This is a genomic window from Mucilaginibacter sp. (assembly GCF_028288185.1).
Taxonomy (GTDB): domain Bacteria; phylum Bacteroidota; class Bacteroidia; order Sphingobacteriales; family Sphingobacteriaceae; genus Mucilaginibacter.
In genome coordinates this window covers 89,153-102,600 of the sequence record NZ_JAQBOF010000040.1, presented here as the reverse complement: position 1 = coordinate 102,600, position 13,448 = coordinate 89,153, and the positions used below count along the sequence as shown (strand labels likewise).

Genomic DNA, 13,448 nt, shown 5'->3' with positions numbered 1-13,448 from the left:
TATAAAACGTTTAGTACGCTAATTGTTTTAAATAAAGTTATCGCGTTATTGGGCTTTCTTATTCTCGGCGTTAATTGTATCCTTTAAAACCTCAATAACCGGGTTAAGGCCTTCGGCGAAATATTTTTCGTTCATCTCGGGCGTGATTCTAATATCAGGCATGAGGCCCTTGCCCTGATCGCTTTTTATGTTTATGGCGTATGTCCAAAACAAAGGTAAATGAAGTTTTAAATGCGTGTTAGGTAAGGTAACATCTACTAATATCCCGCCATCACAGCCGGCTGCCCCGCCACCGGTTTCCTCACCAATAATTACACAATCCCGTTGTTGCTTTACCGCAGCGGCAAACAATGCTGCGGCCGAAAACGTGCCGCCGTTTATTAATAAATAAACATTACCCTTAAAGCCGCCTATGCGGGTGTACTGTATTGCATCTTCATTATAAATAGACCTGTATAGCTGATGGTCGATCTTCTCCATATCCTGCAACGTTGTTGTGCCTTTTGCTGTATTATCTGCCAGGTATTTAAAAAAGCCGGAATTTACATAACTTTCATTGGCAAGAGTGAATTTAAAATCCTTTGTCATAAAGTATTGCATAAGGTCAGTGGCGATCATGTCTTTGCCGCCAAGGTTATTGCGCAAATCAATTACCAGGTTTTTAACATTATGCCGTTTTATATCTTTAAATAACTGCCGGTGCAATGCAAAATATTCTTTTTGATAAACAAAATTAGGGATACGTAAAAATGCGGTTGAGGGCATATCATCAGGATAAGTAACGGTAGGCAGCCTTTCTGCAACTGCAAAATGTGGTGTAAGCTTTGTGGCTTTAAACAGCTTGGTTTTTATGGCGCCTTTATATTTAAAGGTAATTAAAAACTGATCCTGATCGCCGTGTAATAAATTGTAAAGTTGGTTAAAAGTGTACTCAATATTAAAGTCTTTAAAACTGGTACTATAACCATCACCTGATACAAAATCTTGTATCTGTTTTAAAATAGATGTGCCATATTCATTATTTATAACCAGGATCTCGCTGCCCGATTTTAATAGCGAATCGGCTTTTATATGATTTTTGACATATAACCTGTTGTTTTCGGTATAAACGGTAAATGGCAATAAAAGATGAGGCGATGTATACTGTTGCCTACTGGTTTCGTTTGAAAGCGACACGTGCGTATGGCCCGATCTTATTTTAACTACCATTGTTTGAAGCACTTTCCAGTACTCCAACTCATTCATCGGGTGGTCAAGTTTAGCCAGCGCCTGGTTAAAATAGAAATCAATAGTATCCTTAAACTCGTAACGATAAAGGCTTGGGTGAGCTTTTTCTAAAGCAGTCTTGAAAAAAACAAAATCTGATTTTAGTTGATTAATCGGATAATATTTATTTAAATTGCTTTTTACTGTGTCTTGCGCTTTACAAACAAGGCTAAATGATGCGATAAGAAATAATATATAAAGGCGTTTCATAGGCGACTTAAATATATAAACTTAGCACTTATATATAACCTACTTTTATTTGAATATTTTTACATTTGATTTTTATACCATAATACAATGAGCACAGCAGTAAATATCCCTCGCCTCGATCTTAATAAATATACTAACGGTACAGCGGCAGAGCGCAAACAATTTTCGGATGATATTGGCAAAGCTTTTAACGAAACGGGGTTTGTTACCATAACCAATCACGGTTTAAGCAAAGGGCTAATTGACGAACTATACGCACAGGTTAAAGCTCTTTTTGCATTGCCCGACAGCGTAAAATCAAGCTATGAAATAGCCGAGCTTGCCGGCCAGCGTGGCTATACCGGCAAAGGCAAAGAAACTGCCAAAGGGTTTAAAACACCCGATCTGAAAGAGTTTTGGCAAATAGGCCAAACGGTTACTGATGACGCGGTATTGAAAGAAGAATACCCGGCTAACCTGGTAGTAAAAGAACTGCCTGCCTTTAACACAACAACATTAGATATATACAGCAAACTGGAAGAAACCGGCAAACATTTATTACGCGCTATTGCCGTATACCTTGGCCTTGATGAGCATTATTTTGATAACAAGGTGCATAACGGTAATTCTATATTGCGTACCCTGCATTATTTCCCTATCGAAGACCCGGATTCTGTACCTGCTGATGCAGTACGTGCCGGAGCGCATGAGGATATTAACCTGATAACTTTATTAATCGGTGCCAGTGCCGATGGTTTAGAAGTACTTACCCGTGACGGCAGCTGGTTTGCTGTTAAAGCGCATGGCGAAGACCTGGTAGTTAATGTAGGCGACATGTTGCAGCGTTTAACCAACAACAAATTAAAATCAACTACGCACCGTGTGGTTAACCCGCCGCGCGAACTGATGAAAAATTCGCGTTACTCGGTACCGTTTTTCTTACACCCGGTATCAGATATGGATCTGACATCTTTACCATCAACTGTTAATGCCGACCATCCTAAGCTGTATACAGACATCACCGCAGGCGAATACCTGGATGAGCGTTTGCGCGAAATTGGATTGAAAAAATAGTTGGCAGTTATTAGTTTGCAGTTGGCAAACTAATAAACACCCGTCATCGCGAGCGTAGCGTGGCAATCTCTACACGATAGGCCGTTCGCATACCTAGTGCAGAGATTGCCACACTGGTATCTCGTTCGCAATGACGGTTTTGTTATTTTATGGCAATTTGCTAAAATCAATTTGCGGATGTGGTTTATCCGTTAGTGCTTTTGTTAGTGGGGTGCGCAACGGCGTGAAATCATTAAAGAAACCGCCATTGCGCAGATAAAACTTATCATTTTGCACACCACCGGCATAGTCTTTACGGTAGTTGATGGTCGCGGTTGCATCACCGGTAAAAAGCGCGTCATTTAACGGGTACCATTTTCCCTGGGTATCAACTATCCATTGGTTGCCAAAAAACACTTTGCGGGTTTGGTTACCATAAGCAGGGTCAAAGTTCTCTAAGAACGAGTGCAGCCCTTTTAAATAATCGCCTGATTTTGGTCGTTTAAAACTGGCTACTAATTGCCAGTTAATTTCATCAGCAGTTTTAAAGTAAGCCGTATATATGGTTGTTTTTGTGGCGAGATTTGCCTGGGCATGCATTAAAAAGCAGTAGGTTTTACCGGCTACCCACGGGTAGTTCATATAGCTTTGCCCGCCCGAGCCTTCGTTACCAAACTCGCCGGTATGTACATTAGCACCTTTTTTAAGCAGTTTAATTTTTAAACTATCCGGTATGCTTTTAGGGTCGTCAGTCTGGAATGGGCTCCATACAGAAAACAAAACATGCCGTGTATCCGGCGAGTTTACCTGCATCCCAAAATACCCCCCGGTAAAACCATCTGCCATAAAATAAGATCCAATAACGTCATTACCAACAGGTACGGTTACTTCATTATAATACCATTCTGTAGTATTCTTAACATTAGCCGGGACCGTATAATTTAAATGCACTGATGGGCCTCTATGTCCCCAGTAAAAATAATTACCGTGGTTATCCTTCACATAAGCGGCACCATCTTTAACAGCAGTGCCAATAACTATCAAATCTTCTACATCGGCAAATACCTTCCCGGTTTTAGCCAGGCCGCGCAGTTCTAACTTGATATAGCCCGCTTCGTCAACATTTGCCTCGCCAAAAAAAACAACTTCGGTATTGGTGTTAGATACCTCCCTGGTTAACGTATTATTTAAAAAGCTGACACTTATTTTGCTTTTACCATCGGGCACATGCAGTTTCAAGGCTATATCTAAACTGCCTTTTTTTTCGGGCCGCAGGTAAATGCTGATCACATCATCGCTTGCAGTCCAATTGCTTAAACCCGTATCATCAATTACAGCCCTCGATCCCGGATTAACCCAGGCATTACCACCCAGCGGAACAACAACAGCGGCGGTATCGACCCTGTTTTGCATAGCAAATGCATTAAACAGGCAACCTATTGACAGTACCGCTGTAAAAAATATCTTACTCATGAAATTATTGAAATTTATATCTGCTAACTGCCACTACAGTTTGCCGTCCATTTCGGCCTTAATAGCTCTTAAAAATTCGGCAGGGTGTTGTGAACCTATGATGTAAACCAACCCGTCCCTATCAGTTAGGTGGATAGCGTCTTTACCGGCAGCGAAAAAACGGATGGTACCTTTAGTATGCAGGTTATATACAGGGTTGTTAAATAAGTACCGACTATATGGAGCTATTTCGGCTTTAACAATGCTGTTCAAGTCTATTTTAACCAGGCGGGTTGTCCAAAGGCCGTTTAGCAAAATGCTTTTATTCTCCACACGAGTCTTAAAATGCACCAGGAAACCCATGATAATAGAAATGATCAAAATAGCAAAGCCAACTACGGCCAACAGATCGCCATTCGAATCGCCAACGGCTGTAAAAGCATAGGCGGCAAAACAAAATATAGCCAATACCAAACGGATGGAAAGCGGGATAAACTCGCGGCCCAGGTATTGTTTTTCGGTGTAAACTATTTTTTCGCTCATTTTACTTTATACAATTCGAATATAGTTACTTTTTTGGTGTTTTTAGATACTTTATAACGATCGTCCAACCGATAGCCGCCTATCCAAATAATTTCATCATTACCGTTTATTAACAAAGGGATCTCGCTTTTTTGGTGCAATGGTATTTTTTGGCCAATGAAATAATCGCTTAGCTTTTTATGGGTTTTCATCCCCAACGGGCAAAAACTATCGCTTTGCTGCCAGCCACGCACGTTTAACGGATAAACCAATTTATCCGCATCAACAGAAACAGCCAGTGGATTATCTTTTATAATGAGTGGCGTATCATCATGCAATACGGTTAGTTTATAGTTGCCATAATTGATGCTATGATCGGCAGCATCAATACTTATAGCTTCATATATTACTTTATTTTTTGGCGTAATGATGAGCTTATCCCTATCCAATATCAGCTTAAAATTAGTAGCCTCAAACACTTTGCCCGAGTGTTTATTTAATACCGAGATCAGATCATCAATAGCAGTTTCATTAAAGCCAAACTCCTGCAATAGTTTAAACAGCAGTAGCTGTTGGGGGTTTAGGGCTTTAATGGCATCTAGCTTTAAAATAATATCATCACCCTCATAAACAAACAGCTCTTTTTTTAATTCGGCAAGGCGAACTTCCAATAACGTTTCCAGATCCCTGAAGTGTTTCAGGTTGTTTTCGAAGGTGCTTTCAAGCGATGGATTAAGCTCTTGTAGCTTGGGGATAACCTCATGCCGTAATTTATTGCGCGCATATTTTACAGATGCGTTGGAGCTGTCTTCCACATACTGATAATTGTTTTCGGCAATTAGTTTCTGTATCTCATCCCTATTTAAAAACAATAGCGGGCGCGCCAATGATCCATTTTTAGGCAAAATACCATGCAGCCCGGCGATACCTGTACCCCGCACCAGGTTTAACAATATTGTTTCAATTGCATCGTTTTGGTGGTGCGCAAGCGCAATGGCGGTGTAGTTATGTTGTTGTTTTATTTGCTCGAACCATGCATAACGTAAATCGCGCGCGGCCATCTGGATAGATATTTTTTTATCAGATGCGTACTGTTCGGTATCAAAATTGATGGCATGAAAAGGCACATTATTTTGATGGGCCAATTGCCTGCAAAATTCCTGGTCTGCGTTGGCTTCAGTGCCCCGCAATTGGAAATTACAGTGCGCAATAGCAAAATTATACCCTGATGATTTTAATAAATGAACCATTAATACTGAATCCATGCCGCCGCTTACCGCGGCCAAAACGGTACCGTCACGTTCAAACAGGCCGTTTTGTTCAATAAAATCGGTAAATTTTTTATCCGGGAGCATCATCAAAATTATTAATTTAATAACCCCAACAAAAAACTAATTTTGCAGTAGTGAATAAATACGTTTTAAGTTTATTGTTTTTACTGGCGGCAGCGTCTGTTTGGGGCCAAAGCAAATCAAAGGTTAACCTGGTTAGCTCTACTACCATGCAGGCTATACCGGGGCCAAATGGCAACCGGATAATTAAAGTACAAAACGGCGTATTCAGGCAGGATTACTCTACTCTAACATCAGACAGCGCCTACTTTTACCCCGACCTTAACATGGTTGATGCCTTTAGCCATGTGGTAATTAACCAGGGCGATACGGTACATATTTATGCCGACAAGTTAAACTACAACGGCAATACCAAAATAGCCATATTAACCAACCACGTTAAAATGGTTGATAAAGACGCGGTGTTAACTACCGATAACCTCACTTACAACACCGCCACCCGTATAGGCACGTATGTAGATGGCGGCAAGCTGGTAAATAAAGACAACGTACTTACCAGTAAAAACGGCTATTACTTTGCGTTTACACGCGATGCCTATTTTAGATACGATGTGGTATGTACCACCCCGGATGCTGTTATTAAAACAGACACCATGCGCTACAACTCGGGCACGCGTATAAATTATTTTTACGGGCCAACCATTATAACAGGCAAGGATAAGGACAATTTATATACAGAGAACGGCACTTATAATACAGTATTAAAGCAAGCACGTTTCGGGAAAAAGAACTTGTATACGCAGGGCACCAAATCGCTTAAAGGCGACAGCTTATTTTATGACAGAAATAAAGGTTATGGCCGCGCGGTTAAGCATGTTACCTTTAATGACTCAGAACAGCGAATAACCTTGAAGGGCGACCTGGGCGAATACTTTAAAGTAAACGAACTGGCCGTAATGACCCAAAACGCTTACATGATATTTGTAACCGAGGACAGCACGGCTGTAAAAGCGGCGGGTAAAAAAACGACAGACTCCTTACTCAACAAACCAACTGCCGATTCATTGCTGAAAAAAGCGAAGGTATCCAGTACAGATAATTTGGTTAAAAAAATGGCCGCCATTGGCAACGCAGGCATCGATAAAAAACTAACCCTACAGGCTATAAAAGATTCTGTCACTAAAAAGCTACCTGCCAATGCCAAACTAATAGAAGCAGCTAAAACTACTGCCCTAAAGAATTTGACGGATACTACTATAAAAAAAGCCATAACCAGCGGTAAGCTCCCGGCATCAACAACAAATGCAAATGCCAAAATAATAGAAGCAGCAAAAAGCGCCGCCTTAAAAAACTTGACGGATCCAAGTACAAAAAAAGCCCTATCCGGCGGAAAGCTACCGGCATCAACACCAAAGCCCAATATAAAAAGCGCCGTTAAGGCTGTTACCAAACAGGTGGCGCAGCAAAGTAATACCCAAACGGTGTTCCCCAAAAAGGTTATCCCTACGTTTACCCCGGTGTATAAGTATGCTGATACTATAAGAGCGGTAGCTAAAGCCCGGCCCAACATACGTTATGATTCGCTGTTTCTGGTAGCCGATACCTTAACAACCCAAATGGTAACGTACAAAGAGTTTAAAATTATAAAGCAAAAACAATACGATATAACACATAGGGATACCTCCATCCACATAGTTAAAAAGGCCGCGCCAATTGTTTATAAAAAATCACCAAAATTTATTTTACTGGAACCAATGGAATGGCCTGTTGATACCAGCTTTATACGCCGTGAGTATTTTGGCAAACCAAAGCCACCGGCACCAAAGGCAATGGCTAAAATAACAAAAGCAAGCGGTCCTAAAAAAACAGCGCAAGATTCGCTTAAAGAAAAACAGAAAGCAGACTCGCTTGCTTTACTTGCACCCAAAGAGTTAAGTGATACGACACGTATCAGGATGGTTAGGGGTTATAATCACGCCAAAATATACAAATCGGACTTGCAGGCTAAAGCCGACTCTATGTTTTACAGCAGCAGCGACTCTACCATACGCATGTATACTAACCCCATGATCTGGACGCAAGGTTCGCAACTATCGGGCGATACCGTAAACCTACAGATGAAGAATAAAAAGCTGGATAACCTTGATATGTTCCCCGCAGCTTTTATTGTGAACCTGGAAAAGAACGACTCGACCCATTATAACCAGGCCGGGGGCAAACGAATGCATGGTACATTTAAAAATGGTAAGCTAAGCTCGTTCGTTATTATTGGCAACGCGCAAACCATTTACTTTAAACGCGATACGGTTAAAAACATAGTGACCGATATGACAAAAACGTTTAGTGGTAAGGCACGTTTTGAATTTGACAAAGGCGAATTATCAAGTAACAGCTTTGCTGATAAATATGAGGGCCATGGGTTTCCAATAGGCAAAGTGAAGGAGGATGATAAAATACTGAAAGGCTTTATCTGGAAACCAAAAGACAGGCCTATATCAAAAGAGTCTATTTTATCGGCTTATAAAAACAAGCCGGGTATTACAAAAACCACTACTAAAGGGGGCAAAGCTACCGGTAAAACAGGCAAGCCGGGTATATCAAAACCGGGGGATATTAAATTAGGCAAAGATAGCCTTGACAATAAACAGTCCGATTTAAAAATGGGCAAGGGCAGTATTAACAACAAACCGGCCAATATTAAACTACATAAGGACACTGTTACCACCTTGCCTGCCGGTATAAAGGCACGCAAGGATAGTGTTGTTAAAAGAGATACTAATTTAATGAGGAAGTCGATAATTTTAAAGCAGTAGTAAAAAAATACTTAATATACGAATGTCATTTCGAACCGAGGAACGAGGGAGAAATCTTTACAAGCGATCTGTAGCAAGACGTTTAAGATTTCTCACTACGTTTCGAAATGACAGCTTTTTTATCTTGAGAAGCTATAAGCCTTTCAAAAACTCAATCAATTTCTCTACTGCTATTGCTCTATGGCTGATGGCATTCTTTTCGGCAAGGGTCATTTCGGCAAAGGTTATGTCGTAGCCAACTGGCTGAAAGATAGGGTCATATCCAAAGCCTGCGGTACCGCTTAATTCGCGGCGGATAGTGCCTTCGACCGTGCCTTCAAAAAAGTGTTCTTCGCCATTCCAAACCAAAGAGATCACGGTACGGAAACGCGCTTTGCGATTAGTTGTATCTGCCATATTTTGCAACACCTTAGCCATATTAGCTGCATGATTACCGTGCTCGCCGGCATAACGGGCCGAGTAAACGCCAGGTTCGCCGTTTAGGGTATCTATCTCTAAACCACTGTCATCTCCAAAGCAATTAACGTGGTATTTATTATAAATATAATGGCTTTTTATAGACGCGTTCTCCCTGAATGTAGTACCGGTTTCGGCAATATCATCATGGCAATTAATATCGTTAAGGCTTAGTAGTTTTATTCGGCCCGCCAGTTTCGCGGCAACTTCTTCCAGTTTATGGGCATTATTAGTTGCAAATACTAATTGCTGCATGTTACAGGTTTTTCATTTGCTCCCAAAACGCCTTTTTATTATCTACACTGCTCATCATCTCATCAAAACTAAAGCTGTATAAAGCAGTTAAATCAGGCAACTGTTTAGTTTGATTAAGCGCTATTACCCCCATGTTTGCAGGCTGGGCATCTTTGCCCAGTATCAATAGTTTTTGGGGATTAAAATGAGTCACTAATTCATCCAGTGCGGTGACTGTAGCTTTAGCCAGGTTTAGTATAGCAACATCGTCTATATCATACTCTTTGCGTTTAAGGATATTTTGTAGCGCGGTTAAATGCTCATCAGCAATAAATTCATGCTGCGGATAGTGCGTTATTATTAAAAACTGCTTTTTGTTTTTACCCAGATAATTAAATACTATTGCCGGCGTTTCTGCAACGGGCTCGGTAATTGGGGTTGTGTTTGCAATTTCGACAACCGGTTCGGGTTGGGTTTCTGCAATGGGTTGGGTAACTGTTTGGCTTGCAAATGCTTTATCGCCTTGCAGCAAATAAATATCATCCTGTAGTATAAACCTTAACGCGGCGGGGTTGTCTGCTCTCACTTTAACAAATTTTAACCAAAAATAGTTAAACTGTTTGAAGCTTTATTGGCATATTCGCATAATTATAAAACCGCTTATATTAAAAGGCCGTGTTTTGCAGTTATAATTAATAAATTTTACCGAAATTCGGACGTTTTTGCAGGTACCGATCTGCAGTATATTTAAATAGGATTAATGAGAAAGTTTGGGATAGTAGTTTTAAGTGTGTTTTTGTTTTCATCCGCCGCTAACGCGCAGCGGATAATGTTAGATAAAATTATAGCCGTTATAGGTAACAGTGTTATTTTACAATCGGATATTGAGTTATTAAATGCCCAATACCTGATACAAAATGTGCATCCGGATAAATGTATGTTAACCCAGGGGTTAATTACGCAAAAATTGCTGGTACAACAAGCTGCCATTGATAGTATAGATGTAAAAGAAGACGATATACAAAATGAAATTGACCGCCGTATGCGCGGCATGTCACAACGTGCCGGTGGCCAGGATAAATTGGAGCAATTTTTAGGTCGCTCATTACTGCAATATAAAGAAGAGATACATGGTGATGTAAGAGAAATGATGCTTGCCGAAAAGATGAAGGGGCATATCACCGAAAAATTAAATATCACCCCGCAAGATGTTAGAGATTATTTTAACAAAATGCCTAAGGACAGTTTACCTACTTTTAACAAGGAGGTTGAGGTTGCCGAAATTGTTTTTCAGCCAAAGCTTAATAAGGACGAAAAAGACGTTTATCGCCAAAAAGCACAAGACTTACTTGACAGGATAAAAAAAGGCGAAGACTTTGCCACACTTGCTACCGCTTATTCACAAGATCCAGGATCGGCACCACAAGGTGGCGACGTAGGTTTTGCAGACCGTAATACTTTTGTTAAAGAGTTTACCGGCTGGGCCTTTAGGCTAAAGGCCGGTGAATATTCGCCCGTTTTTGAATCGCCGGATTATGGGTTCTTTTTCTTACAGGTGTTAGAGCGCCGTGGCGAGCAGGTGCATGTGCGCCATATTTTAATTACGCCGCCAATTACCGCGTCAAGTTTGGACAGGGCAAAAGGCAAGGCCGATACGGTTTATAATCTGATCATAAAAAACCAAAAGGTTGATTTCTTTTCGAGCGCGGCTGCTTTTTATTCGGATAGTAAAGAAACCAAATACAACGGCGGTATGATCCTGAACCCCGAAGGTGAAACACGTTCAACCTATATCCCGACAGATAAACTAGACCCGCAAATTGCAGTTGTGGTTGATACCATGAAAGCAGGCGGCGTATCAAAACCTGTTTTGTTTACCGACCAAAGAGGCCTAAAAAGCTACCGGGTATTTTATTTAAAATCTGTAACCAACGCGCATAAAGCCAACCTTGACCAGGATTTCCCTAAAATAAAAGCATTTGCTACCGAGGATAAAACTAACCGCACCGTAAGCCAGTGGTTTGCTAAAAAGCGAAAAGAAACTTTTATTAAAATAGACCCACAATACCAGGCTTGCTCTGTGTTAAAAGATTGGGCAACACCAACTACAAGCGCCCAGGTTAAACCTTAAAACACTATGCAGCACAAATCCGATGTAGAAGCAGCAGATGCTTTAAAGCAGGCTTATCAGCAAATACGCAAAGAAATAAGCAATGTTATTGTTGGGCAGGATGAAGTGGTGAAATTTGTGCTGATATCCATTTTTAGTAATGGGCACTGTTTATTGGTTGGTGTGCCGGGATTGGCAAAAACCTTGCTGGTGCAAACCGTATCGCAGGTGCTGGACCTTGATTTTAATCGCATACAGTTTACCCCAGATCTGATGCCGTCAGACATTATCGGGTCTGAGATATTGGGCGAGGATAGAAGCTTTAAGTTTATCCCCGGCCCTGTTTTCTCCAATATTATTTTGGCTGATGAGATTAACCGTACTCCGCCGAAAACGCAGGCCGCTCTTTTAGAAGCAATGCAGGAAAAATCGGTTACCGCAGCAGGTGTTACCCACAAACTGGCACAACCGTTTTTTGTTTTGGCTACCCAAAACCCTATCGAGCAGGAAGGCACTTATCCTTTGCCTGAAGCACAGTTAGATCGTTTTATGTTTAAGGTATCATTAAACTACCCATCGTTCCAGGAAGAGCTGCAAATAGTTAAAAACACTACCAGCACCACGCAACAAAGTGTAAGTAAAATATTAAATGCCGAGCAGATCATTTATTTCCAGCAATTGGTAAGAAATATCCCGGTTGCTGATAATGTATTAGAGTATGCGGTAAAACTGGTTGCTAAAACCCGCCCCGATAGCGAATTTGCAGCACCACAAGTAAAACGCTTATTAAACTGGGGGGCAGGCCCACGGGCATCGCAGTTTTTAATACTAGGTGCTAAGTGCCACGCGGTTATTAATGGCAAGTACTCGCCTGATATTGAAGATGTACAGGCAGTTGCCAAACCTATATTAAGCCACCGAATTGTACGCAGCTACCATGCCGAGGCCGAAGGGTTATCTACAGATGATATTATAGCACAGTTGTTCTAAAGATTGGTGATTAAAGATTAGTCCTGTCCATCGGTTAATAATTTTACCTATAAACAAAGAAGGCTTACCATAACGGCAAGCCTTCTTTGTTTATATCGTTACAGACAGTCAACTAATCTTTAATCTTCAATCACCTATCTTTAACAACCTAATTCTCAATAGCCGAAAAAACTTCCAACAAAATATTCCATTTATGAGTGGCATCAAGCTCCCAAATACGCACGTAATTAAAGTTACTTACGATGTTGCCTTTTTTGATGCGTGCACGGCCATAGGTATAAGCCAGGTCATTACTAGTTGATCGGCCACCGCTAATGTTTTCGGCAGATATGCTGATGGCTTCGTTATTTAAAAACTTTAATATTTTGTCGGTACCGGTCATTGGGTCAAAACCCGGGAAGTAATAGCGACCCTCGGGGCTTAAAAACTCTTTATAAGCACCTAATGATGATAGTGTTAACCCTTGGTTTAACATTTTATCAGTAGCCAGTATAATATTTTTGCCATTAAATGGGTCTTTGTTTATTACAGGTTTTTTAGCCGCATCAGGTTCTTTAAAATCAACAGTAGCCTCCTTTTCCATTTCAGGATGTTGTATGCCAAGGTCAATTAGTAATTTCAATTTCCCATCAGCGTCCGACCGCCATACAGAAACATAATCACCATAAACTTTATCATCATCGCTTTTGCCATTAGCGTAAACATAAGGGCCGGCGGTAAAAGCCAGGTCTCCATTGTATGATATACGGGCAAACTTTGGTGTCCATTGCAGGGTGCCGGGTTGCTTTTCAACATTGGCATAAAAATCTGTTATTTTAACAACTTTGGGCCTGAATATAATGCCTTCATCATCGGCAACGGCCAAAAAACCGGCTTTAATACCTTTGCGGGCAACTAGCTTACCAAAGTTATCCTCGGCTTCAATCACTTTACTAACCGTTGCCGGTGTTTGCGCTACAGCTATTGCTGTGTAGCACATAAAGGAGATGGCAGCCAATGTTATTTTTTTCATTTTTGTTCTATTTTAGGCGATTTGATGATTTAATATTTACCCGGTTTGTACGAACCAAG

General features: G+C 40.9%; 11 protein-coding genes. 4 read left to right on the top strand and 7 right to left on the bottom strand.

The features are described from left to right. Positions 1–45: 45 nt before the first annotated feature. On the bottom strand, positions 46–1,476 hold the full coding sequence (locus tag JWQ34_RS18255; protein ID WP_299359801.1) for a S41 family peptidase: 1,431 nt from the start codon (positions 1,474–1,476) through the stop codon (positions 46–48). An 87-nt stretch (positions 1,477–1,563) separates the two neighbouring features. Between JWQ34_RS18255 and JWQ34_RS18250 the strand changes: the two genes are divergently transcribed. Next, positions 1,564–2,529 (top strand): 2-oxoglutarate and iron-dependent oxygenase domain-containing protein, encoded by a 966-nt coding sequence (locus tag JWQ34_RS18250; RefSeq protein WP_299359799.1) that lies wholly within the window; start codon positions 1,564–1,566, stop codon positions 2,527–2,529. Between the two features lie 147 nt (positions 2,530–2,676). On the opposite strand, the gene JWQ34_RS18245 is transcribed toward JWQ34_RS18250, so the two are convergent. Genes JWQ34_RS18245 through tilS form a run of 3 tightly spaced genes read right to left on the bottom strand, consistent with a single transcriptional unit; the run spans position 2,677 to position 5,840 of the window. Next, entirely contained in the window at positions 2,677–3,981 is a 1,305-nt protein-coding gene (locus tag JWQ34_RS18245) for a DUF3472 domain-containing protein (RefSeq protein WP_299359796.1), read from the bottom strand. A gap of 33 nt (positions 3,982–4,014) precedes the next feature. Then, positions 4,015–4,503, bottom strand: a complete 489-nt coding sequence (locus JWQ34_RS18240; protein WP_299359794.1) for a hypothetical protein — start codon at positions 4,501–4,503, stop codon at positions 4,015–4,017. Continuing rightward, a complete protein-coding gene (gene tilS / locus JWQ34_RS18235) occupies positions 4,500–5,840 on the bottom strand; it encodes a tRNA lysidine(34) synthetase TilS (RefSeq protein ID WP_299359791.1) in 1,341 nt (446 codons plus the stop codon). The genes JWQ34_RS18240 and tilS overlap by 4 nt, the downstream gene beginning before the upstream one ends. 47 nt (positions 5,841–5,887) lie before the next feature. Between tilS and JWQ34_RS18230 the strand changes: the two genes are divergently transcribed. Next, the gene (locus JWQ34_RS18230; RefSeq protein WP_299359789.1) at positions 5,888–8,587 is read left to right on the top strand and encodes an OstA-like protein; all 2,700 of its coding nucleotides are present in this window, start codon (positions 5,888–5,890) and stop codon (positions 8,585–8,587) included. Positions 8,588–8,719: 132 nt separating this feature from the next. Here JWQ34_RS18230 and JWQ34_RS18225 read toward each other — a convergent pair whose 3' ends face one another. Continuing rightward, complete coding sequence (locus JWQ34_RS18225) at positions 8,720–9,298, bottom strand: non-canonical purine NTP diphosphatase (RefSeq protein WP_299359787.1); 579 nt, start codon at positions 9,296–9,298, stop codon at positions 8,720–8,722. Between the two features lies 1 nt (position 9,299). Then, positions 9,300–9,863, bottom strand: a complete 564-nt coding sequence (locus JWQ34_RS18220) for a hypothetical protein (protein ID WP_299359785.1) — start codon at positions 9,861–9,863, stop codon at positions 9,300–9,302. A gap of 174 nt (positions 9,864–10,037) precedes the next feature. On the opposite strand from JWQ34_RS18220, the gene JWQ34_RS18215 reads away from it, so the two are divergent. After that, positions 10,038–11,408 (top strand): peptidylprolyl isomerase, encoded by a 1,371-nt coding sequence (locus JWQ34_RS18215; RefSeq protein ID WP_299359783.1) that lies wholly within the window; start codon positions 10,038–10,040, stop codon positions 11,406–11,408. 6 nt (positions 11,409–11,414) lie between these two features. Further along, positions 11,415–12,377, top strand: coding sequence for a MoxR family ATPase (locus tag JWQ34_RS18210; RefSeq protein WP_299359780.1), 963 nt, complete (start codon positions 11,415–11,417; stop codon positions 12,375–12,377). A gap of 148 nt (positions 12,378–12,525) precedes the next feature. Here the strand turns inward: JWQ34_RS18210 and JWQ34_RS18205 are convergent, their stop codons facing one another. Continuing rightward, entirely contained in the window at positions 12,526–13,389 is an 864-nt protein-coding gene (locus JWQ34_RS18205) for a hypothetical protein (protein ID WP_299359778.1), read from the bottom strand. Positions 13,390–13,448: the final 59 nt, after the last annotated feature.

Bases quoted from the DNA above. Each gene is read 5' to 3' on its own strand.
- JWQ34_RS18255 (WP_299359801.1), bottom strand. From the start codon at position 1,476: ATGAAACGCCTTTATATATTATTTCTTATCGCATCATTTAGCCTTGTT.
- JWQ34_RS18250 (WP_299359799.1), top strand. From the start codon at position 1,564: ATGAGCACAGCAGTAAATATCCCTCGCCTCGATCTTAATAAATATACT.
- JWQ34_RS18245 (WP_299359796.1), bottom strand. From the start codon at position 3,981: ATGAGTAAGATATTTTTTACAGCGGTACTGTCAATAGGTTGCCTGTTT.
- JWQ34_RS18240 (WP_299359794.1), bottom strand. From the start codon at position 4,503: ATGAGCGAAAAAATAGTTTACACCGAAAAACAATACCTGGGCCGCGAG.
- tilS (WP_299359791.1), bottom strand. From the start codon at position 5,840: ATGATGCTCCCGGATAAAAAATTTACCGATTTTATTGAACAAAACGGC.
- JWQ34_RS18225 (WP_299359787.1), bottom strand. From the start codon at position 9,298: ATGCAGCAATTAGTATTTGCAACTAATAATGCCCATAAACTGGAAGAA.
- JWQ34_RS18215 (WP_299359783.1), top strand. From the start codon at position 10,038: ATGAGAAAGTTTGGGATAGTAGTTTTAAGTGTGTTTTTGTTTTCATCC.
- JWQ34_RS18210 (WP_299359780.1), top strand. From the start codon at position 11,415: ATGCAGCACAAATCCGATGTAGAAGCAGCAGATGCTTTAAAGCAGGCT.
- JWQ34_RS18205 (WP_299359778.1), bottom strand. From the start codon at position 13,389: ATGAAAAAAATAACATTGGCTGCCATCTCCTTTATGTGCTACACAGCA.